Annotated in this window: 18 protein-coding genes; 2 read left to right on the top strand and 16 right to left on the bottom strand. The window is 56.4% G+C overall.

The window, feature by feature from the left end:
• Position 1: 1 nt before the first annotated feature.
• Both sdhA and acnA read right to left on the bottom strand, forming a co-directional pair.
• Positions 2 to 1,738 (bottom strand): succinate dehydrogenase flavoprotein subunit, encoded by a 1,737-nt coding sequence (gene sdhA, locus U5L07_07125; protein MDZ7831507.1) that lies wholly within the window; start codon positions 1,736 to 1,738, stop codon positions 2 to 4.
• Positions 1,739 to 1,918: 180 nt separating this feature from the next.
• The gene (gene acnA / locus U5L07_07120) at positions 1,919 to 4,714 is read right to left on the bottom strand and encodes an aconitate hydratase AcnA (protein ID MDZ7831506.1); all 2,796 of its coding nucleotides are present in this window, start codon (positions 4,712 to 4,714) and stop codon (positions 1,919 to 1,921) included.
• A 206-nt stretch (positions 4,715 to 4,920) separates the two neighbouring features.
• Here acnA and U5L07_07115 point away from each other — a divergent pair, with 206 nt between their 5' ends.
• Positions 4,921 to 6,303: a class II fumarate hydratase gene (locus U5L07_07115; protein MDZ7831505.1), complete on the top strand. Its 1,383-nt coding sequence runs from the start codon at positions 4,921 to 4,923 to the stop codon at positions 6,301 to 6,303.
• A 27-nt stretch (positions 6,304 to 6,330) separates the two neighbouring features.
• Entirely contained in the window at positions 6,331 to 7,512 is a 1,182-nt protein-coding gene (locus U5L07_07110; protein ID MDZ7831504.1) for a citrate/2-methylcitrate synthase, read from the top strand.
• A 4-nt stretch (positions 7,513 to 7,516) separates the two neighbouring features.
• Here U5L07_07110 and lpdA read toward each other — a convergent pair whose 3' ends face one another.
• The 14 genes from lpdA to U5L07_07040 all read right to left on the bottom strand — a co-directional run.
• Complete coding sequence (lpdA, locus tag U5L07_07105; protein ID MDZ7831503.1) at positions 7,517 to 8,926, bottom strand: dihydrolipoyl dehydrogenase; 1,410 nt, start codon at positions 8,924 to 8,926, stop codon at positions 7,517 to 7,519.
• A 1-nt stretch (position 8,927) separates the two neighbouring features.
• A complete protein-coding gene (gene odhB, locus U5L07_07100; GenBank protein MDZ7831502.1) occupies positions 8,928 to 10,277 on the bottom strand; it encodes a 2-oxoglutarate dehydrogenase complex dihydrolipoyllysine-residue succinyltransferase in 1,350 nt (449 codons plus the stop codon).
• 23 nt (positions 10,278 to 10,300) lie between these two features.
• The gene (locus U5L07_07095) at positions 10,301 to 13,021 is read right to left on the bottom strand and encodes a 2-oxoglutarate dehydrogenase E1 component (GenBank protein ID MDZ7831501.1); all 2,721 of its coding nucleotides are present in this window, start codon (positions 13,019 to 13,021) and stop codon (positions 10,301 to 10,303) included.
• Positions 12,993 to 13,931 (bottom strand): lipoyl synthase, encoded by a 939-nt coding sequence (gene lipA / locus U5L07_07090; GenBank protein MDZ7831500.1) that lies wholly within the window; start codon positions 13,929 to 13,931, stop codon positions 12,993 to 12,995. Before lipA ends, U5L07_07095 begins: the two co-directional genes overlap by 29 nt.
• Before the next feature lie 179 nt (positions 13,932 to 14,110).
• A complete protein-coding gene (locus tag U5L07_07085) occupies positions 14,111 to 14,365 on the bottom strand; it encodes a DUF3179 domain-containing (seleno)protein (GenBank protein MDZ7831499.1) in 255 nt (84 codons plus the stop codon).
• 122 nt (positions 14,366 to 14,487) lie between these two features.
• Complete coding sequence (locus tag U5L07_07080; GenBank protein MDZ7831498.1) at positions 14,488 to 15,339, bottom strand: patatin-like phospholipase family protein; 852 nt, start codon at positions 15,337 to 15,339, stop codon at positions 14,488 to 14,490.
• A gap of 19 nt (positions 15,340 to 15,358) precedes the next feature.
• On the bottom strand, positions 15,359 to 18,025 hold the full coding sequence (locus tag U5L07_07075; protein ID MDZ7831497.1) for a hypothetical protein: 2,667 nt from the start codon (positions 18,023 to 18,025) through the stop codon (positions 15,359 to 15,361).
• 20 nt (positions 18,026 to 18,045) lie between these two features.
• Complete coding sequence (locus tag U5L07_07070; GenBank protein MDZ7831496.1) at positions 18,046 to 18,810, bottom strand: DUF3047 domain-containing protein; 765 nt, start codon at positions 18,808 to 18,810, stop codon at positions 18,046 to 18,048.
• A gap of 222 nt (positions 18,811 to 19,032) precedes the next feature.
• The gene (gene arsS, locus U5L07_07065) at positions 19,033 to 19,926 is read right to left on the bottom strand and encodes an arsenosugar biosynthesis radical SAM (seleno)protein ArsS (protein MDZ7831495.1); all 894 of its coding nucleotides are present in this window, start codon (positions 19,924 to 19,926) and stop codon (positions 19,033 to 19,035) included.
• A gap of 47 nt (positions 19,927 to 19,973) precedes the next feature.
• On the bottom strand, positions 19,974 to 20,306 hold the full coding sequence (locus U5L07_07060) for an arsenosugar biosynthesis-associated peroxidase-like protein (protein ID MDZ7831494.1): 333 nt from the start codon (positions 20,304 to 20,306) through the stop codon (positions 19,974 to 19,976).
• A 60-nt stretch (positions 20,307 to 20,366) separates the two neighbouring features.
• A complete protein-coding gene (locus tag U5L07_07055) occupies positions 20,367 to 21,431 on the bottom strand; it encodes a methyltransferase domain-containing protein (GenBank protein ID MDZ7831493.1) in 1,065 nt (354 codons plus the stop codon).
• 172 nt (positions 21,432 to 21,603) lie between these two features.
• On the bottom strand, positions 21,604 to 22,374 hold the full coding sequence (locus U5L07_07050; protein MDZ7831492.1) for a hypothetical protein: 771 nt from the start codon (positions 22,372 to 22,374) through the stop codon (positions 21,604 to 21,606).
• Between the two features lie 80 nt (positions 22,375 to 22,454).
• Positions 22,455 to 23,243, bottom strand: a complete 789-nt coding sequence (locus U5L07_07045) for a c-type cytochrome domain-containing protein (GenBank protein MDZ7831491.1) — start codon at positions 23,241 to 23,243, stop codon at positions 22,455 to 22,457.
• Between the two features lie 42 nt (positions 23,244 to 23,285).
• Positions 23,286 to 23,471: SufE family protein (locus tag U5L07_07040; protein MDZ7831490.1), on the bottom strand; the 186-nt coding region annotated here is incomplete at its 5' end.

Below are 23,471 nucleotides of genomic sequence, written 5' to 3'. Positions count from 1 at the left end.
CCTAATACGTCCGCGGCTTGGGGGTCCACTTGGAGGTATCCACGGCCATGTAGTCGATCCGCACGGCATCGCCTTCCAGATACGCCAGCGTGTGCTTCAGCCACTCATCGTCGTTTCGGTCCGGATAGTCATCCCGGGCATGGGCGCCCCGGGACTCCTTGCGGTTATTGGCGGAGACTGCCGTGATATAGGCCAGATCAAGCATGTTCTGCAGTTCCAGTGTCTCCAGGAGCTCGGTGTTAAACGCCTTGCTCTGATCCTGAATCCGCAGACCCCGGGCTGTTTCCCGGAGTTCGGCCAGTTTGTCGATCGTCCCGGCCATATCCGCTTCGGTGCGATAGACGCCGACATGGGCCATCATTTCCGCCTGCATGGTCTCGCGGATATCTGCCGCGTCAGGCCCTTTGCGGCCGTCGGTCAGGGTTTCCATACGGGTTCGGGCAAATTCCGCGGCATCCCCTTTTATCTCCGGCATATCCGCATCCTTGACATATTCCGCAATCTTCATGCCGGTTCGCCGGCCGAAGACCACGAGATCCAGCAGGCTGTTGGTGCCCAGCCGGTTGGCCCCGTGAACCGATACGCAGGCACATTCGCCGGCGGCATAAAGGCCTTCGTAGAAATTGCCCTGACCGTCTTTTCGCACCCGGCCGTCCACATCCGCAGGGATGCCGCCCATGGCATAATGCGCAGTGGGCTGCACGGGAATGGATTCTTCTGCCGGATCAATGCCCAGATAGGTCCGGGCAAAGCTTGAAATATCCGGCAGCTTGGCCTCAAGCGTCTCCCGGCCGATTTGTGTGGCGTCCAAATGCACGTAATCATCGATTCGCTTGTCCCCCCGGATGCCGTTGCCGGCCTTGATCTCGGATAAAATGGCCCGGGACACCATGTCCCGCGGAGCAAGATCCAGAAGGGTCGGGGCATAGCGCTCCATAAAGCGCTCGCCCGAGTTGTTGCGCAGGATGCCGCCTTCCCCGCGCACGGCCTCGGAAATTAAAATGCCCATCCCCCTGATGCCGGTGGGATGAAACTGGAAAAACTCCATGTCTTCTAAGGGGACCCCTCGCCGGCTAAGAATCGCCGGTCCGTCCCCGGTGTTTGCATAGGCGTTGGAACTGATCTTGAAAATGCGCCCGAACCCCCCGGTGGCGAAAAACACGGCCTTGGCCCGGAAGATGTGAATCTCTCCGGTGGCGAGCTCCACTGTGACCAGCCCGGCGCATCGGCTGCCGTCTAATATCACGTCGACGATTTGAAACTCGTCATAGAATTTCACGTCATTTTTGATGCACTGCTGATAAAGGGTCTGCAGAATCATATGCCCGGTACGGTCCGCCGCATAACACGCCCGGCGAACGGCCGATTCGCCAAAATTTCGGGTGTGGCCGCCGAACCGGCGCTGGTCAATCCGCCCTTCCGGGGTCCGGTTAAACGGCAGGCCCCGGTTTTCAAGATCATATACCGCCTGAACGGCCTCTTTAGCCATGATGAGCGCCGCCTGCTGATCCACCAGATAGTCCCCGCCCTTGACCGTATCATAGGCATGCCACTCGGGCCGGTCCTCCTCCACGTTGCCCAGCGCCGCGCTGATGCCGCCCTGGGCCGCGCCGGTATGGCTGCGGATGGCATACACCTTGGAAAGAACAGCGGTTTTGGCATTTTTGCCGGCCTCAAGCGCGGCATACAGCCCCGCGCCGCCGGCCCCGACAACCACCACATCGAAATCGTGAATCAATTTTTATCTCCTTATTGAAAGCGATTTATTCCGCTTTTGCATAAAGTAACTCAAAAGGGTCCTCAAAATCCGTCCATACTGTCATTTCGAGCGACAGCGAGAAATCTTTACAATAAGATTCCTCGTCACTATCGTTCCTCGGAATGACAGTAGCGGAAGAGTCTGGAATAACTAAATATATTATTTAGCTCCTTGGAAGTTCTTAATCATATTCCTTAAAACATACGGCAGGATTCCGCCATGCTCGTAATATTCGACTTCAACCGTCGAATCCAGCCGCGTGGTCACCTGAAATTCCTTGGACTCCCCGCCCTCGGGGGCCGCCTGCACGGTCAGCTCCTGGTGCGGGGACAGGCCGTCCTTGATACCTTTTATGTGGAAAACCTCCGTGCCGGTCAAACCCAGGGATTCGGCATTTTCGCCCTCCTTGAACTGAAGCGGCAGAACCCCCATGGCCACCAGGTTGCTCCGATGGATGCGCTCAAAGCTCTCGGCAATCACCGCCTTCACCCCAAGCAAAAGCGTTCCCTTGGCCGCCCAGTCCCGGGAACTCCCCGAGCCGTATTCCTTTCCGGCGATTACCAAAAGCGGGGTTCCCGCTTCCTGGTATTTCATGGCCGCATCATAGATGGGCATATTCTCGCCGCCGGGGAAATGATGGGTAAAGCCGCCCTCGACATCCGGCACGAGATGGTTGTTTAACCGAACATTTCCGAAGGTCCCCCGCATCATCACCTCGTGGTTGCCCCGGCGGGAGCCGAAGGAGTTGAATTCCTCCCTGGCGACCCCCTGTTCGATCAAGTAGCGTCCCGCGGGGCTGTCCTCAGGAATGGCGCCGGCGGGTGAGATGTGATCGGTGGTAATGGTGTCGCCCAGAAGTGCGAGCACCCGGGCGGATTCAATATCCGACGACTGGGGCGTCTCGGCGGTCATACCCGTAAAAAACGGGGGATTCTTGATGTATGTGGAGGCCTCCTGCCACTGGTACTGCTCGCTTTCCGCAACCGGGAGCTCTTTCCAGTTTTTATCCCCCTCGTAGACATTGCTGTACTGCCGCTTGAACATCTCCGGGTCCAGTGCGTTCATGGCCGCTTCGATCTCCGCCTTGCCCGGCCAGATATCCTTTAAGTAGACGGGCTCATTATTGGCATTGTGCCCGATGGGCTCCTTTTCCATATTTAAGTTCACCGTGCCGGCCAACGCATACGCCACCACCAGCATGGGCGAGGCCAGGTAATTGGCCCGGGTCAGGGGATTGATCCGGCCTTCGTAGTTTCGGTTGCCGGATAATACCGAAGAGACCACGAGGTTCGTATCCTCGACGACCCTGGCCACATCTTCCTGCAGCGGCCCGCTGTTTCCGATGCACGTGGTGCAGCCGTAGGCCACCAGATGGAAACGCAGCGCTTCTAAATAGGGCACGAGGCCCGCGGCCTCAAGGTAATCCGTGACCACCTTGGAGCCGGGCGCAAGGCTCGCCTTGACCCAGGGCCGGATCTGAAGACCCAATTCTACCGCCTTTTTGGCCATAAGGCCCGCCCCCAAAAGCACCGTGGGGTTTGACGTGTTGGTGCAACTCGTGATGGCGGCAATCACCACCGAGCCGTGGTCCAGGTAAAAGCTTTGATAGGGCCGGTCCACCGGCACCCCTTCCTCGTCAAAGGGCTTTCGCATGACCATCTTGCCATCCAGATAGTCGGGGTCGGTGACAGCGCCGCCTTCCTCCTCCCATCGTTCCCGGCTCACGTCCGGTGGCTGGTCAGCGGCAAAAATCTCCTCAAAATCCTTTGCAAAGGTTTCCTTCATCCGATTTAGCGGAATCCGGTCCTGCGGACGCTTCGGGCCGGCCAGGCAGGGCTCAATCGTGCCTAAATCAAGCTGCAGGGTGTCGGTAAATTTAGGCGGCGGCATCTCAGGGGTCCAGAAAAGGCCCTGTTCGGTGAGGTATTTCTCGATTCGGTCGACGTGGTCTTCCGCTCGGCCGGTAAACTTCAGATAGTTCAAAGTCTCTTGGTCCACCGGGAAATAAGTAGTGGTGGCGCCGAATTCCGGGGTCATGTTGGAGATGGTGGCCCGGTCCGGAAGGCTTAATTCCCCTAACCCCTCGCCGAAGAACTCGATAAATTTACCCACCACCCCTTTCTGGCGGAGCATCTGGGTAATGCTTAACACAAGGTCCGTGGCGGTGGTGCTATCCGGAAGCCGGCCGGTCAATTCAAATCCGATCACCTGAGGGGTGAGCATGTAATAGGGCTGGCCCAGCATGACGGCTTCGGCCTCAATGCCGCCCACACCCCAGCCCAGCACACCGATGCCGTTTATCATGGTGGTATGGGAATCAAGGCCCACCAGAGTATCCGGATAAATCAGGGTTTCGCCGTCTGCCTCAGCAGTCATCACCACCCGGCCCAGGTATTCGAGGTTGACCTGGTGGCATATGCCGGTGGCCGGGGGCACAACGCTGAAATTTTCAAAGCTTTTCTGGCCCCATTTAAGAAACTCATAGCGCTCGCGGTTTCGCTCCATCTCTTTTTCCGCATTGATCTCATAGGCGTGTTTGCAGCCGAACTTATCCACCTGCACGGAATGATCGATGACCAGGTGCACCGGAATCTGCGGATTGATTTTTTTGGGGTCCCCGCCCAGGCGGGCCAGGGCATCGCGCATGGCCGCCAGGTCAACGACCGCCGGAACGCCCGTAAAGTCCTGCATTAAAACCCGCGCCGGCATATAGGGCACCTCGCCCTTGACGTCGGGGGCCGGGGACCAGCGGCTTAAGCCTTCAATATGGGCCTTTTCAATGTGTTTGCCGTCTTCGTTGCGCAGCAGATTTTCAAGCAGGATGCGAATGCTGACCGGAAGGCCGTCCAGATCCACATTGAGTTGTTCGGCGAGCTTTGGCAGGCTGAAATAAGTGTATGACTGGTTACCGATCTCAAGCGCTGACCGGGTGTTAAAGGAATCCGTTCCTTTCATCTAATCCCCCTCAAGCAGCAAGTTAAGGTTATAATGCGATGGCATGACTTTGAATCTATATGTATTATCATCATATTTGCCTGATGATTCAAATGGAAAAATGCACCGATTTATTGGACATCCCTGTGTGAGGATTATATTTAATAGTGATGACAACGTCTTTTTTGAATTTAACTAAAAGCCAACCTGTTGCAGGATCTTTATAAATGAACACACGGGCGGAATCAGACAGCCTGGGCGAAATCCATGTGCCCGCGGATGCCTATTACGGCGCCCAGACCCAGCGGGCCAGCGAGAATTTCCCCATAAGCCGGCTCAAACTGCCGCCGGTTTTCATCCACAACCTGGCGCTGATTAAAAAATGCGCGGCACGGATCAACCAGTCTTTAGGCCTTATAAACGATGAACACGCCCGGGCCATTGGCCGGGCGGCGGACGAAGTGATCGCCGGCGAACTGGACGATCATTTTATCGTGGATGTATTTCAAACCGGATCGGGTACCTCCACCAACATGAACATGAATGAGGTGATCGCCACCCGGGCCAATGAAATATTAACCGGGGTCCGGAAGACAAAGGGCGAGATCCATCCCAATGACCATGTCAATAAATGCCAGTCCAGCAACGACGTCATCCCTTCCACCATTCACATGGCCGGGCTTCGATCCATTCACGAGGCCCTGCTGCCGGCCCTGACCCGGCTGCTCGAAAAACTGAACGAAAAGGCATCGGCATTTGCGGATATCGAAAAAATCGGGCGCACCCATCTCCAGGATGCGGTGGTGATGACTTTGGGACAGGAGTTCTCCGGCTATGCCGGCCAGATGGAGCGCGGTATCCGGCGGCTTGAAGGGCTTCAGGAGCGGCTTTCCAAGCTTGCCCTGGGCGGTACGGCTGTCGGCACGGGCCTGAATGCCCATCCGGATTTTGCGCCCCGGGTCATTGCCATGATCGGAAAGGAAACCGGCATCGCCTTTTCCGAGGCGCCCAATCATTTTGAGGCGCAGGGGGGATGCGATGCGGCGGTCGAGGCCAGCGGCAATTTAAAAACCATCGCGGTGAGCCTTCACAAAATCGCCAACGACATCCGGTGGCTGGCTTCCGGCCCCCGGTGCGGCCTGGGAGAAATCAACCTGCCGGAGCTCCAGCCCGGCTCATCCATCATGCCGGGCAAAGTCAACCCGGTGATCCCGGAGTCGGTGATCCAGGTCTGCGCGCAGGTCATCGGAAACGATACGGCGATTACCCTGGGCGGCCAGGGCGGATACTTTGAGCTGAACACCATGCTGCCCCTGATTGCCTACAACCTGCTCCAGTCCGTCGAACTCCTGGCCAATGCGGCGGACCTGATGGCGGATAAATGCGTGGCCGGGATTTCGGCAAACAAGGAGCAGTGCACGGCAAATATTCAAAAAAGCCTGGCCATTGTCACCAACCTGGTCCCGCATATCGGCTATGACCGGGCCGCGGCCCTGGCCCATAAAGCGTATGAAAACAATCGAAATATCGAAGATGTGGCGCTTGAAGAAAAACTCATGGCACCGGAAGATCTGCGCCGGGTGCTTTACGGCAAGCCAGACAAGAGTTAACAAATTTTTGTTTAAAGGAGGATACCCATGGCAGACAGCAAGGAAATCATAAATACCGGCTTACGAGGTGTCACCGTGGCCAGCACCAAAATCTGTCACGTGGATAGCGAGAACAGCAAACTGATCTACCGCGGCTACCTGATTACCGACCTGGCGGAAAAAGCCACATATGAAGAAGTTGTTTATCTGCTTCTTTACGAAAAACTGCCGAATCCGGAAGAGCTCAAACAATTCAGGCAAGAGCTGGCCAAAAACCGGCCGATTACGGATGAAGTGATCGCCGCCCTTAAAACCCGGCCCAAAACATCGCTGCCCATGGATATCCTCCAGGCCGCCGTGCCCATGCTGGCCAATCACGACCCCAATCCCGATGAGCTGAAAATTGAAAACGCCGGCCGGATCGCCACCCGGTTAATCGCCCAGTTTGAAACCATTGTGGCCGCCTGGCACCGGATAAGACAGGACCAAGAACCGGTGGCGCCGGACCCGGATCTCAGCCATGCCGGCAATTTCCTCTACATGATGTCCGGTGAAAAGCCGGATGAAGATATGACGCATTTTATGGATACCTGCCTGGTGCTGCATGCCGAGCATTCCTTCAACGCCTCCACGTTTTCGGCCCGTCAGGTCTGCTCCACCCATGCCCATATGTACGCGGCCGTGGCCGCAGCGGTCGGCTCCCTGTCCGGGGAACTCCACGGCGGAGCGAACGCCCGGGTTATGCAGATGCTTAAAGAAATCGGCTCTATTGACGCCATTGACGACTATGTGCGCAAAAAACTGGACAGCGGCGGAAAAATCATGGGTCTGGGACATGCGGTTTATAAAAACGGCGATCCGCGCGCCGCGATTCTGGCCCCCATGTCCAAGCGGATGGGCGAGAAGGTAAACAACACCAAGTGGTACGAGTTATCCGACGCGCTTGAGAAAAAGGGGAAAGAGGTCTTCAAGGAAAAAAAGGGAGCGGATATCTTTGCCAACGTGGATTTCTACAGCGCTTCCCTCTATTACGCCATGGGCATTCCCATTGACCTGTTTACACCGGTCTTCGCGATCTCCCGCATTGCCGGCTGGGCCGCCCATGTCATCGAAGAACAGTTTGCCGGCGCCGCCCCCAAACCCGTGCTCTACCGCCCGGCCTCCGAATATATCGGCGAATACTGCGGGCCCGAGGAGTGCGCATTTGTGCCCATGGAGGAGCGGAACTGAGCAACTAGCCGATATAAATCGAGCACTCCTGGGCTACCATGGCGGCTTCCTGGAAGGCCTCGGAAAATGTCGGGTGGCCGTGGACCACCCGGCTGATATCCTCGCAGGAGGCGCCGGTTTCCATGGCCAGCACCGCTTCGGGGATCATATCCGAGGCGCGGGCGCCGATGATGTGAACGCCCAGGATTCGGTCGGTCTTGGTGTGGGAGAGCACCTTGACGAAGCCCTCGGTATCGCCCATGCAGCGGGCGCGGCCCGCGCCGGTAAACGGAAACGTCCCCTTGCAGTAAGGGATCTGCCGCTCCTTTAACTGCTCCTCGTTCCATCCCACGTATGCGGCCTCGGGATGGGTATAAATCACGGCCGGAATGGCATCGTAATTGACCTCGCCCATTTGTCCGGCCATGCATTCCACCGCGGCCCGGCCTTCGGCAGACGCCGTGTGCGCAAGCATGGGCCCGGGAATCAAATCGCCGATGGCATAAATCGAGTCGACACTGGTTTTATAGGTTGCATCCACGGCCACCATACCCTGGTCATTTAGCTCCACCCCCACGGTATCAAGGCCCAGGCCCTCGGTCAGGGGCTTTCTGCCCACGGCCACCAGCACCCGGTCCGCGGTCAGGGTATTTTCCTTGCCGTCGGCTTCAACCGTGACGTTAACCGCGTCATCCTTGACTTCGGCACCCACCACTTTGGTGTTCAATTCAAAATAAAGCCCCTGCTTCTTAAGCGAGCGCAAGAGCATCCGGGCGATCTGCCCGTCCACCGGGCCGGCCACATTGCCCTGCATTTCAAGGACCGTCACTTCCGAGCCCAGCCGGGCCCAGACCGAGCCCAATTCAAGCCCGATGTAGCCGCCGCCCACCACAATCAGTTTTTCAGGCACCGCTTCAAAAGCCAGGGCTTCGGTGGAGCTCACGATGCGGCGGCCGTCAAAGGAAAGCCCCGGCAGGGAAACCGGCTTGCTGCCTGTGGCCAAAAGGATATAGCGGGTTTTGAGGGTCCGGGCGCCGCCGTTTTCATCGGTTACTTCCACCTCGGTTTGGCCGGCAATTTTGGCGGTGCCGTGAACAATCTCCACCTTGTTTCCCTGCAGGAGCTGGCGGACGTTATCGGTCAGGCCTTTGACCACCTCGTCCTTTCGCGCCATCATTCGGGCGATATCCAGATCCATGTCCCCCACATGAATCCCGTGCTCGGCAAATGAATCTTTTGCCATGGCATAATAATGGCTGGAATCCAAGAGCGCCTTGCTCGGAATGCAGCCGTAGTTTAAGCATATACCGCCGAGACGGGCTTCCTTGTCCACGCAGACGGTTTTCATGCCGAGCTGGGCCGCGCGGACCGCGGCCACGTAGCCGCCGGGGCCGGCCCCTATGATGACCAGGTCATATTGTTTTTCATCCGCCATTTTATATCTCCATCATGATACGTTCCAGGTTTTCAATGAACTCCTTGATGCGCCGCAGAAAGGTGACCGCGTCCTTGCCGTCGACTATGCGGTGATCGTAGCTTAACGCCACATACATCATCGGCCGGATGACCACCTCGCCGTCAACCGCCACCGGCCGGTCCTCAATCTTGTGCATGCCGAGAATCGCGCTCTGGGGCATATTGAGAATCGGCGTACTTAAAAGCGAGCCGTATATGCCGCCGTTGGTAATGGAAAACGTCCCGCCCTCAAGCTCCGAGATGTCTAACTTGTTTTCCTTGACCTTGCCGGCAAACGCGATGATTTCGGATTCAAGCTCCGCAAAACTTTTCTGATCCGCGTGCCGGATCACCGGCACCACGAGGCCCCTTTTGGCGCCGATGGCAATGCCGATATGGTAATAGTGGTGATAGACGATCTCCTCATTTTCGATCCGGGCGTTTACCTCGGGAAACTCCTTGAGAGCCGCCACCACCGCCTTGATGAAAAAGGACATGAAGCCCAGGCGGGTGTCGTATTTTTTGAAAAAAGCGTCCTTGAACTGGCTCCGGACCTCGGCCACCCGGCTCATGTCGATTTCATTAAAGGTGGTGAGCATGGCCGTATTCTGCTTGGCGTTTAACAGATGCTCGGCAATGCGCTTGCGGATGGGCGACATGCGTTTGCGGGTCACTTCCTCGGCCCCTGCCGGCGCTTTACCGGCCGGTGCTTTTTCCGGTTCGGCCGGGGCTTTCGCCGCGGGTTTGGCTTTCGCCTCGCCGGATTCCAGGTAAAGCAGCACATCGCCCTTGGTAAGCCGCCCGCCCGGGCCCGAGCCCTGGATTTGGGTATGATCCAGGTCATGTTCCCGGATCAGGCGGCGGACAGAGGGCATCAGTTCTGCCGCTTCAGCGGGCTTTTCCTCAGCAGGCGCCTTTTCAGCGGTTTCTTTTTCCTCAGGCGCCGCCTTTTCGGCCGGCTTCGGTTCCGGCGGCTTTTCTTTCGGCCGGACTTCCGCCTTCTCCGCTGCTGCCGCCGGCTTTTCGGATTCTGCCGCTTTGGGTTCAGCCGCTTCCGGCTTGGGCTTTTCCCCGGCTTCCGGCGCCTTTCCCGCCGCTTCCGTGTCCAGGGTGCCGACGACTTTTCCGATGTCCACGGTCTCACCTTCCTGGACCAGGATATGCAAAGTGCCGCTGTCATCCGCCGGCACCTCCAGGGTCACCTTGTCGGTTTCGATGACAAAGACCGGCTCATCCTTTTTGACGTAGTCGCCCTCTTTTTTATACCATTCGGCAAGGATCGCTTCCTTCACCGATTCGCCGACTTCGGGCACTTTCAGTTCAACCTGCATAACACCTCCTGGGGGTCAGTCGATTATGATCCGGACACGGCGTCTTTGACAATCCGCTCCTGGTCCTGCTTGAACACCTGGGGATAGCCCGTGGCCGGACTGGCCGAGGCGTTTCTCCCGATATAGTTGAGCCGGGTATCCAGCCGGTTCCTGAAACGCCCGTCAATAAACCACCAGCCGCCCATGTTTTCCGGCTCCTCCTGGACCCAGAGCCAATTTTCCGCCGACTTATAGCGGGACATCACCTCTTTTATCTCTTCTTCGGGAAAGGGATAGAACTGCTCGATCCGGATTAGGGCAATATCTTTTGTTTCGCTCTCAGAAATCGCCTGGGCGAGCTCGTAATAGAGCTTGCCTGAGACAAATATCGCCTTTTTCACCTTTTTATTGGAAAGCCCGGCATCCAGCACCGGATAAAACCCGCCGTCCGTAAAATCGGCCATAACGGAGACCGCCCGGGGATGGCGGAGCAGGCTTTTCGGGGTCATCACGATGAGCGGTTTCAGGATTTTCCCGACAGCCTGGCGGCGCAGGAGATGGAAATACTGGGCCGGGGTGGTGGGGTAGCAGACCTCGATGTTGTCTTCCGCGCAAAGCTGCAGGAACCGTTCAAACCGGGCGCTTGAATGCTCCGGCCCCTGCCCCTCATACCCGTGCGGCAAAAGCAGCACCAGCCCGCTTCGGTTGCCCCATTTGGTCTCGCCGCTGGCGATATATAAATCCACCATGGCCTGGGCGTTGTTGATAAAATCGCCGAACTGGGCCTCCCACAGGGTAAGCGCATCCGGCCGTTTAAGGGAATAGCCGTAGTCAAACCCGAGCACGCCCGGCTCGGAGAGCGGACTGTTGATGGAATAAAACGGCGCCTGATTTTCGCTGAGGTGGTTCAGCGGGATATATTCCGCGTTGCTCTCAACATCAAACAGCACGCTGTGCCGCTGGCTGAAGGTCCCGCGCTGGCTGTCCTCGCCGCTCAGCCGCACCGGTATGCCGTCTGTCAGGATTGAGCCGAATGCCAGAAGTTCCGCGGCGGCCCAGTCAATGCCTTCGCCGGCGCCTACCGCTTTCCGGCGCTTGTCATGAAGCTTCTGAAGCTTTTTATGCAGGTGAAAGTCTTCGGGCAGCTGAACGAGTTTTTCGGAGATCTCCAGCAGTGCATCCTTTTCAACCGGGGTATCCGTTGAAAACCCTTCAGCCGGCGCGGTTTTATCGGTTTTTCCGGCCGTTTTATCGGACTTTCCGGCGGCCTGCTTTTCCTCTTTTGCCGTGTCAAACGCGGCCTGCAGGCAGTCATTGATATCCGACTCAATCTTTTCGCGCGCTTCATTGGAAATCATTCCGTCGCCGGCGAGCTGCCCCGCGTAGATTTCATCCAGCGAGGGCCGCGCCTTGATGCGCCCATACATCTCAGGCTGGGTGAAATAGGGCTCATCCCCCTCATTGTGCCCGTAGCGGCGGTAGCCCACCACGTCGATCACCACGTCCTTTCCGAATTTCATCCGGTAGTCGCAGGCGAGCTTGGTGATATGGATCACCGCCTCCGGGTCCTCGCCGTGCACGTGAAAAATGGGGACCATGTATCCCTTGGCGATATCGGTGGAATAGCGCGTGGAGCGGGCGTCCTCGGGCAGCGTGGTATAGCCGATCTGATTGTTGATGATGATATGGATGGTTCCGCCGGTGCGATAGCCGTCCAGCTGGGCCATGTTAAGCGTCTCCGCCACAATGCCCTGACCGGCAAAGGCCGCATCCCCGTGCAGGAGCACCGGCATGGCGCTATGGTGGCTGCCGTTTTCCCGGGTATCCAGAAGCGCCCGGACCATGCCGACGACCACGGGATTCACCGACTCCAGGTGACTGGGATTGCTCGGCAGCGTCACCCCGATTTCCGCGCCGGTTTTTGTTTTGATTGTGGCGCTGTGCCCCTTGTGGTATTTCACGTCGCCCGCGCCCACCTCGGCATCCGGGTTGTACTGATTTTCAAAATCCCGGAATATATCCTCATAGAGCTTGCCGAGGATGTTGGTCTCCACGTTCAAACGGCCGCGGTGGGCCATGCCGATCACGATATCCGTGCAGTCGTAGCCCGCCGCATGATTGAAAAGGCTGTCGATCATGGGGATGATCGCATCCGCGCCTTCCAGGGAAAACCGCTTCTGGCCCAGGTATTTCTTATGAATAAACTGCTCAAACCGCCTTGCCTGGCTGAGCTTGTTTAAAATCCTTACCTTTTCATCGGTGTCCAGGCTCGGCCGGTTGCTTACGGATTCCATCCGCTCGCGCAGCCATTCCCGTTCATCCGGGTCCTGCAGGTGCATATACTCAACGCCCACGGACCGGCAGTAGGTCTGCCGCAGCCACTGCAGGATCTCCTTTAGGGTCATGGTCCGGGTTTCGCCGACCCCCGGCACGTAGAACGCGGTATCCATGTCCGCATCTGCCAGGCCGAAGGCGGAAGGCTCCAGTAAAGGATGGGAAGTTGGACACGCCACCAGGGGATCCAGACAGGAGAGGAGATGCCCGATATCCCGGTACCGGTAGACCAGGGCCTCCACCCGGGACTGCTTTCTGACCATATCCTCATCGCAGGTCATCTCTTCGGCCGACGCCTGCGGCCGTTCATAGCCCAGCTCAAAACCCTGAAAGAAAAACTGCCACTCCCGGCTCACCTGTTCCGGGTCATTTTTCCAGCGTTCATACTGGGATTCAATATATTCAGCGCTCCATGGCCCTGCGTATGTCATTTAATACTTTCCTCCTCTCTCCCTGCTTTCCTTTGCACAGCGCCCTTGCCTGCCGCTCCGCGCGATAGGAGCTGCGGACCAGGGGGCCGGCCTCCACCCATGAAAACCCCATATCCTTCGTCCTGGCTTTCAATGATTCAAACTCGGCCGGCGGGTAATACCGCCGCACCGGGAGATGGGCCGGCCCCGGCCTCAGATACTGGCCCAGGGTTAAAATATCCACTCCGGCCGCGCGGATCTGCGCGCTTGTTTCAAGAAGTTCGCTTTCCGTCTCCCCCAGCCCCAGCATGATGCCGGATTTGGTTATCATTTCCGGGTCGATCGTTTTTGCATTTTTCAAAAGCGTCAGGGACTGCTGATAATCCGCTTTCGGCCGGGCCCGGGGATAAAGCCTTGGGACGGTTTCAACGTTATGGCCTAAAATATCCGGTCCAGCCGCCATGACGCTATCAAGGGCCGATCGGCTGCCCTGAAAATCGGGGATCAGGACCTCAACCGTTGTTTCCGGTACTAATCTGGGGATGGCGGCAATAGTTTCCGCAAACAGACCGGCCCCGCCGTCGGACAGATCATCCCGGGTCACCGAGGTAATCACCGCATGCTTGAGTCCCATACTTCGAACCGCTTCCGCCACCCGCCGCGGCTCGTCCGGATCCGGCGGTTCCGGTTGATCGCCCACCGCACAGAAACGGCAGTTGCGCGTGCACCCATCACCCAGAATCATAAACGTGGCATGCCCCATCTGCCAGCATTCGCCGATATTCGGGCAAAGCGCGGATTCACAAACGGTATGCAGCAGCTTGCGATGTTTTAAATCCCGAACAGCATCGTAAGCCGCTCCACTCGGCAGGCGGACCCGGATCCAGGCCGGTTTAGCCGGTTCACCGAAGTCTTTAACATCTGAATACATCTCAGACACCCGGGCTTATTCAATTATATCCCAAAAATTAATAATACTTAGTATTACGGCATTCCTGTGAGCTGTCAAATAAAGGGAGCCTTAATCATTCAGCGACCAGTCATAATCCAGGTATTTTAACAAGGCTGCTCGGATGATAATTTTTTTCATGTCCCCCTCCCGTAAAAGTATTACTCAAGAATCAATGAATTCGGATGCCTGTCCTGCCACTCCCCCCATTCGGTATCGGTTGACGGCAATTTTTCAAGCCACCGTTCAAAGTATTCGCCCTGGATGCCCTTCAGGCCTTTTCTGTAAGGGTACCAGAGCGTTCCGGTTTCCCGGTCGTATAGGACGAACACATCATCATAGGTCCATCCGGACGGGGCGATGGTCAACGTCTGGCCGTCGATCCGGCGGCTGTACACAGCCGCTAAATCCGCCAGCGGTCAGTAACCCACCGCTATAGGGGCGCCGCCGATGTATGCTATATTGATTGTCCCGTCCCGGTATCCTTGCCTTTCGGCAGCAATGCCGGGGGTCGGATTTTTGGATTGTGCCGGTCAGGCTAATGATAATGCGGGCGCAGTGCCGCGATGGCGTCCGTCTGGCTCTCAAGCCCGCCCTCTGAAATCCACCGGTGGGTGCTGCTTTCAGCCCGGTCTATCAGCTCGCTTGTGCGCGAAAAATTAAAAATCGATACATCCAGCGGACACAACGGCGGCAGCACGATGATCTCATAATCTCGGCTGTAATTTTCAATATCCACGACCAGCCGCTGGGATGTCGCCAGGTTCAGCGTCTGCATGGCCATTTCGATCAGTCGTTTGGGCGGCCGCTTCAACGCACAGCTCATGCCTGTTGGGAAAACAATAATGCGCTCTGCCCCCTTGGCCACGGCAACGGAAATCGGCGTATTATTGGTCACACTGCCGTCCACCAGATAATGATTGCCGATTTTTACCGGCGGAAACACCGTGGGTATAGCGGAACCGGCAAGCAATGCCGAGACAATCGATCCCCGCGATAAAGACACCTCGATGCCGGTAAACAAATCCGTGGCCACGATATGACAGGGCAGCTGCAAGTCTTCCAGCAATTCCCGGTTTACGTTGGATTCGATCAAGTGGCGAAGCGGTTTCGGCGAGCAGATATACTCCCGCCACAAGAAGAGGCCCAAGAGGCCGGTGATGGTTGCCACCTGAAATACATCGCTTCGCTTAATGCCCTTCCAGATGTTTTCGAGCCGCAGCGCCCCTTCGTAGGTTGGGTCAGAGGCAAAAAACCCCGCGTTAATCGCCCCGACAGAGGCGCCAACCAGCATGTCCGCAAAAACTCCGGCCTCGGTCACGGCCTTCAGCATGCCGACCTGAACCGCCCCCAAACTGCCGCCGCCGGCAAAAACAAACGCTGTTTTCATGAAAAAACCGATCCTTTTTTCAGCTGTTTTGCTGGCGGACAAGCTCCGCCACCAGCCCGGTCCAGCCGGTTTGATGCCCGGCGCCCAGGCCCGCCCCGTTATCAGCGTGAAAATACTCCGGGAAAAACAATAGATCCCGCCATTGGGGATCTTTCTGAAACAAATGATTGCCCCCGAATATCGGCCGCCGGCCGTCAGCGTCCTGCTGAAACAGGCGAATCAGCCGATTGGACAATTCCTCCGCGACCTGTTTTAAGGTCAGCATCCGGTCCGAGCCCGTGGGAAAGGCCACTTTGAATTCATCCCCATAATAGAGGTGATACTTCTGCAGGGCTTCGATGATCAGGAAGTTGATCGGAAACCAGATGGGACCCCGCCAGTTGGAGTTGCCACCGAAGAGCCCGCTTTCGGATTCCGCCGGCTGGTAATTGATCTCCTGGGTCCGGCCGCCGATGTCCAACCGGTAGGGCTGTTTTTCATGAACCTTTGACAGGGACCGAATCCCGTAAGGGGAAAGAAATTCCGCTTCATCCAGCAGGTAGGCCAGAATGCTGATCAATTTCTCCCGGGTGACGATGGACAGAATCCGGCGCTCCCCCACGCCCGGGCTTTTGACGCAGGCCATATGCCCCTGGTCCCGCAAATAGATCCTGTTTTCAAAAAACCACAGCATGCGGCGCTTGAAATCCGGCAGGCGGTCCAGCTGCCCGGCATCCAGAATTTCCACCGCGATCAATGGCATCAGCCCCACCATGGACCGGACCTTTAGTGGAACCACCCGGTTGTCCGGCAGATGGAGCGCATCATAGAAAAATCCGTCCTCCGGGTCCCACAGGCTCATGCCGTGCCGGACTTCCGCGGTCATGGCGCGGGCGATGCGCAGAAAATGTTCGAAAAATTTAGTGGCCGTTGTCTGATAGACCGGGTTGGTTTCAGAAAGGGTCAGGGCCATTTTGATCATGCCCAGGCAGTAAAACCCCATCCAGGCCGTGGCATCGGATTGATCCAGGTGGCCACCCGCGGGCACCGGCTGGCTCCGGTCAAACACACTGATATTGTCCAGCCCCAGAAAACCGCCCTGGAAAATATTGTGGCCCTCCGCGTCCTTCTTGTTCACCCACCAGGTGAAATTAAGCAGCATTTTATGGTAAATGTCTTCCAGGAAGGAAACATCCGATCGACCTGAGCGCTCCTGTTCCATTTCATAGACCCGCATGGCCGCCCAGGCGTGAACCGGGGGATTGACATCGCCGAAGCTCCATTCATAAGCCGGGAGCTGGCCGTTGGGGTGCATGTACCACTCCCGGGCCAAAAGCGCCAGCTGGCGCTTGGCAAACGCCGCATCCACCATTGCCAGGGGGATACAGTGAAACGCCAAATCCCAGCTCGCATACCACGGGTATTCCCATTTGTCCGGCATGGAAATAATATCGAAATTCTGAAGATGCGTCCAGTCGCTGTTCCGGGCCCGTACGCGACCTTCCGGCACCGCGGCCATCGCCGGATCCCCGAGCAGCCACTGTTCAATATCAAAGTAATAGAACTGCTTACTCCAGAGCATGCCGGCCAGGGCCTTACGGGATATATCGGCTGCATCCGTGCCCGAGAACTGCGGCATCAATGTGTCGTAAAACGCATCCGCCTCGGTACGGCGCATTTCCAAAATTTCTTCGACATCCGCAAATGGCCGGTTTTTTTCTTCATTGCAGAGACGAAGCAGAAAGGTCTGTGAAGCCCCGCTTTCAAGCCGGGCCCGGTAATGGGCGGCGCATTTGGTTCCGGCTTGATCCGGGTTGACCGCCTGGCGGTCCCCTTGAATCAGGTACCGGTTAAAGGCATCTTTAACAAACGGCCCCGAATTTTCGGTGTCAAAAAGCCGCTCATTGTTGGTTTCGTTTTCCGTAAACAGAATTTCCGGGGCATCTTGCGCATAGAAAAAATACTCACCGGCAGCCGGATGCTCGGCCGCCACCGCGACTGCCCCCGACGGACCGGGAACTTCTTTTAAAACCGGCTTTTGGGGGACATCCTTCATGGGACCGGCTTCATAGCCCCAGGACCAGGTATTTCGGAACCAGAGCGTCGGCATGATATGACAATCCGCCGGGTCCGGTCCGCGGTTGATAACCGTGATCCGGGACAGGATGTCCTCCGGACCGGCCTTGGCATACTCCACGAACACATCGAAAGACCTGTTTTCATTAAAAACCCCGGTATCACAGAGCTCGTATTCGAAATCCTGCGGCCCCCGCTTCCGGTTCTCTTCGACCAGATCCGAGTATGGAAAGGGGGCCTGGGGATACTTGTAAAGCATTTTCATGTAGCTGTGGGTCGGCGTGTTGTCCAGGTAGAAATAGTATTCCTTGACATCCTCGCCGTGATTGCCCTCATGGCCGTTTAAACCGAAGAGCCGCTCCTTTAGTATCGGATCTTTTCCGTTCCACAAGGCAAGGGCCAAACAGATATACTGATAGCGGTCGCAAATGCCCGCCAGGCCGTCTTCGCCCCAGCGATAGGCCCGGCTTCTGGCATGATCATGCGGAAAAAAGTCCCAGGCATTGCCGTCGGCGCTGTAGTCCTCCCGCACGGTCCCCCAGGCCCGTTCGCTCACATACGGCCCCCATTTTTTCCAGTTGGCGCTTCGCGTGCCATGCGCTGCGAGTCGCTCCTGTTCGGCATTTTGCATGATGATGCTCCAAGCATTGATTATTCGGCTGATTTCATCACGATATCGCCGTAATAGGTAACGGTCGATTCACCGGTGTTGTCCGAATCGGTCATGAGGGCAATTCCCCGGATCATCGGCGGGTCTTGCCCGAATGCCGTTTTATAGTCTTCGAGAATATTCCGGGATTCGGAAACCCAGGTGCCCGTATTTTCCCCGCCGCTTTCCACGACAATCATCCTGACCCTGTCCGTATAAGCGTTCGGCACGATTTTGCCGACGGGTGCATTGCTGGCCCATATGTAGTTGATCGCCCCGATCGGGGGGTATTCGCCATGAATCATCTTGATCGCCTTGAATTTCGCCCGCTCGAAGAATCCGACATTGTCCGGGTCGTATTCAAAAGCAATATAGATGCGGGCCGGATAGTCGTCCCCGTCTTTTCGGCTGACATCGCCGCCTTTGTAAACGCCGGTGGCCCGCCAGCGCCACTCGATGACCGGGTATTTTCCGGGGTCGATACGTATTTTACGAATCAGGCCGGATGCGGAAGCATCGCTTTCAGCCCGCACGACGGTGGCGCCGTCGTCCTCGACCAGCTGATAGTCCGTATGTTGATCGATATCTTCAAAGGTCAGCGGCTCCCAGCCGGAAGGGATCGTTTCGCCCGGGTCGGCCTCGGAAAATTTGCCAATATGAAGGACCTCGCTGTTTTTTTCCCCGGTTTCGGTGTTTCCCGCACCGGACAGAAAAACAACTGCGGAAAAAACGATCATGGAAATTATTTTGAGTCGATTGGGCATCATCTGCGTTTCTCCTTATTGCATCTATGACCGCAGCCATTTGAAAAGCCGCCCCATTTAGCCAAGCACCTTTTCGGGAGCACCTGCCTTTTTCCATTCCGCGGCGGCGGGAGAGTATGATCCATCTGCTCCAGCTTCGTTTCTGATTTTGTGACTGGGCTTTATCCATCCGGACTCCCGTTCAAAAGAAAAGCAAACCTGAACTCAGGTTTCAATCGCGCCGGCTCATGTAAACCCTACGCCGGCGGTGCAGGTATAGCAGTGATCGGCGGTGGCGATGGGAATGCCCGGCGCCGGCTTTTCTGGCATCTCCGATACATGCACTTTTTTTTTCCCGCCCATGGGGATGCGCCTGGCCAGATTGAAGTCGCAGTCATAGAAATATCCATCCCATGCCACAGACACCAGTGTGCGGCACATCACCCCCTCGACCGCGCAAGGGTTGAAGGCCCTGGCCAGTTTTTCCATATACGCTTCGAAATTTCCCGAATCCATGAGCCACCGGCGAAATCTGCCGATCGGCACGTTGGCAAAGCTGAAGAGCTGGTTAAACGTGATCCCCCATCGCCTCTTGAGGACATCCCGGTATCGTTTCGCCGACTGCTCCTGGGAAGGCGGCAGAAACGCCCCGGTGGGATTGACCACAAGATTGAGTTCCAGCCCCGTACCCTCCTGGCCGTACCCGATCCGATTCAATTTCTGAAGCACCGCAATGCTCGATGCAAAAACCCCCTCCCCGCGCTGGGCATCGGCCTGCAATTCGTCAATCGACGGAAAGGAGCCAACGACGGCGACCCGGCGGGATGCCAGCTTTTCGATCAATCGGTCCTTTTGACCGTTGCCGAGCACGGAAAGGTTGGAGCGGAGCATGACGTGAGAGGCGATTTCCGAAAGCCTTTCGACGAGATATTCGAGGTTCGGGTTCAACTCCGGTGCGCCGCCGGTAATATCGACGATGTCAAAACCGCTTCTTTCGGCATAGGCAATGACCTGCTCGGCTGTGGCCCGGTCCATGTTTTCCGATCGGTGCGGCCCGGCATCCAGATGGCAGTGACGGCATTTCTGGTTGCACAGCAGGCCGACATTGATCTGCAGAATCGCCGTCTCATCCCGTGTCAACCGGAGGTCATGCCTGGTAAGGGTTTTATTGAAATGATCCATTTTCGTTACAAGGATATTTTTTCGGCGATATTGCGCATTTGTACCCCGTGCACCAGGGAGGCGCCGCCGCGGATGGCATTGGCCACATGTACGGCTTCCGTCATCTCGGAAAGATTGGAACCTTTTTCAAGACAATCTGTCGTGTAGGCATCAATGCAGTACGGGCACTGGACCGCGTGCGCCACTGCCAGCGCAATCAGGGTTTTTTCCCGCTCCGTGAGCGCGCCGTCGGCAAACACGGCGTTATAATAGTCGAAGAATTTTTTGGCCAGATCCGGTGCGTTTTTGCCGATTTCCTCAAACTTGGAAAGGTCCTCCGGGTTGTAATAGGTCTCCATTCGTTTCTCCTTGATGCTTTTGGTTGGCGGATTCAACCGAAAAAGACACGGTGAACCCCTTTAACAACAGGAGCCGCCGGCCCCCGCCTGTTCAGTTTCGGCTTTAACAGATGCCGGTGCGCAATCAAACGGGCCGTAATGGACGGACCGGTCCCCCCAAACGCTGAAGTGCCTGGAAAATCTGGTTTCCTGAATCATGGCAGCGGTATTGCCGCATACCAGCATGGGTTTGCCGGTGATAAACCGGTGGTGGTCATCGAGGGCGAAATCATGCGGGTGATTCGGAATCGTCCCCTGATAAACGGCAACCTGCCCGTAATCCTCGCAAATATCCTCCAGCGCGCTCAACTTGAACGCCCGGATGGTCATGGAATAAAAATCGATCATGCCGACTTTACTTTCAATTTCCGGATTTTCGAGGCTGATTTTTCTGCCGGCCGCCACCCGGTAATCCGGACACCCCAAGCTGTATAGAAGCCTTCTGAAATCTTCGATATACATGGCTCCGGCCAGACATTCCCCGTGCAGCACCGGATCATCGGCGAGGTGTTCCGGCACCCTGCAACCGGCAAAAACATCGGCGAAATACAGCTCTCCGCCGGGTTTGAGCACGCGAAAAATTTCTTTGAGCACGGAAGGTTTATCCGGCGACAGATTGATGACGCAGTTGGAAATTACGACGTCGATGGAATTATCGGCGATATCAAGCGCCTTTAGATCCTCGATGAACCCCTTGCGGAAATCCACGTTGGGATGTTTGTAGCCGAATTTTTCGCGCATAGAGTCCACATGCCGTTTGGCAACGGCAAGTTGCTCATCGGTCATGTCAACGCCGATGACAAAGCCGTTTTCGCCCACCAGTTTCGAGGCCACATACACATCCCGGCCCGTTCCGCATCCGAGATCCAAAACCGTGCAGCCTTCCAGAACCGGTGGCAAGGGAGACCCGCATCCATAAAACCGAGCAACGATTTCATCGTCTATTTCCTTCAGGGCGGCCCTCACTTCAGCCGGCACGGATTCCTCACTGCAGCAGCAGGCGCTTGTTTTCAGGTCCTGTGAGCTCTCAAGGATTTTTCCGTAATAGGCTTTGAGCTGCTCGTGAGCGTCAAATGCTTTGTTCACTTGGTCCTCCTCGTTTTATAAGAAAAAAAGCGGCCCCGTTGACGGGAACCAGTATGGCCCCAACCCATATTTGAACCCATAACGGCAGCGACCGATAGGAGCACCATACGGATAAGAGTGAAAACCGGTGTTTTTTTCCTGCCTGTCCGCTCAAAGTGATGTTCCTATTCATTTACTGCGGCGGCTCGACTTGCCCCGCTTCGATATCCAGGGCGGCGCAGGTTTGCCGATCCTGCGTTTCAAAAATTTCCATATATCCGCCGGCGAGCCACTTTTCCCTGGCCTGCCAGAATCCGGGCTTGGCCTGCTCCGTTATAATTTTGTTGGCCTCCATGGTCAGCAGCATCGCCTGGTGTATCTGTTGCTGATAACACTCCGTGGTGAGCGCCGCCCAATCGACGACCCGATCCAGGGACCTCCCGGCGGCATCCTTTTGATAAGGAGAATAGAATGCCGGATCATTCTTAGTCACGCGAACTGCTTTTTTGCCCTCTTCGCCGCCGTCCACCGCAAATCTCTCCCTCTGCCGGTTAACCGCGGCAAACAGAATCAGGCCTTCGGATTTTGCGGTGTCAATACTGGTGAAAACATACTTGTCAGGATTTTCGATGCCATAACCGGCCAGAACTTTCTGCAGCAGTTGGGTGGCCTGGCGCATATTTTTGAATTGATGCCCGGTATCGCCGTCGGAAGGCACTTCATCGAAATTTTTTCCATATGCCCAGCGGTAGGTGTCGGCAACGGTGATCTTAAGCTTCTGGTTGACTTGCTTCAAATTGATCTCGTTAATATCGACCGTGGATCGCGCCAGATACGGCAGGGCGGCAGCGCCCTCGGCCATGGCCTTGCCGGCCTGGTAGGTTGAAAGGCCGATTGGTGCGAAAAGCAACGGCGCACAAGCAGAAAAACACACAATAATGGCTATAAAAGAAATCGGTCGCATGATATGCCCTTTCATCTCTTGTATTAAAGTTTGACCGCCCGGTGTTCATAAAATCGATTAAGGTTACTTAACGCCGTACCTTATCTGTTTGGCGCCGGCGCGCCGGCCGCAATCCATTTTTCAAGCGTTCGGATGGCGCTTTCGGCCAAAGCAGGGCCGGCAAGCGGCATCTGAGGCGTTGAGATGCCCCTTGCACGCCTGATCAGTTCGCTTTTTCCGGGCTTGCCGGAAACCACCACCGGCCCGTTTTGGCCGCCGTTCATGACATTTTCGTATGAAGTTAAATCCAGACTGCTGGGCGGATTGGCGCCCGCGTGGCAATTTGTACAATTATTCCGGAATATGGTTTGCACCTCTGCAAAGGCCGCAGCGTCGGAGGGGGTACCGATGGCTGCCGATTTTTCGGCGGCCGGTTCCCCATTACCTCCCGGGGCACTCCTTTTGCCGTACACTATTTCACCGCCAAAATAGCCGAGACCGATCACGGTCAGAAAGGCGAGCAGGTAAATCACCAGCAGTGCTCCGGAGCCCTTGGAAAGCTTAAGGTTCAGGATGATAGCCAAAAGCAGGAGCACCATAAGGGCGCCGGCCAGGATCATCTTCATTTTGATCGGAAACATCCAATTGGCGCCATAGTAGTAGGCCCAATCCATCAAGCCCAGAACCACGGTGGGAAAAATCGCCAGGAAAGCCAGGGTGCTGCAGTGCCTTGCGGTTTGCCCATATTTGCCATATGCCGGCAAGAGCGCTATTGCCCGGAAAATCACCGCAGCGATGACAAGGCCGATGGTAAGATGGGTCAGCGTCGGATGAAGGGGATGCGTATACCCCAAATCTGCCAGAAAATGATAAATAAAATCGAAATTCATGCACGCCTCCCGGGTCTGCCTAAAAGGCCGTTTATGGTTTTTTCAGCAACTTGTATGCTGATGTGCCAGTTGATTAATGCGTTTGAGAATCGAGGCCAGGCCGTTGGCCCGGGCGGGCGACAAATTGGAGGTCAGCCCGATGGTATCCAGAAAATAAAGCTCGGCGTCTGCCACCGCTTCAGGGGACTGGTTATTCACCACTTTTAACACCAGGGCGATGATGCCCCG

The sequence above is a fragment of the Desulfobacterales bacterium genome (assembly GCA_034520365.1).
Lineage (GTDB): Bacteria > Desulfobacterota > Desulfobacteria > Desulfobacterales > Desulfosalsimonadaceae > M55B175.
The sequence above is the reverse complement of the archived record's forward strand: the minus strand, read 5'-3'. Positions and strand labels throughout refer to the sequence as shown.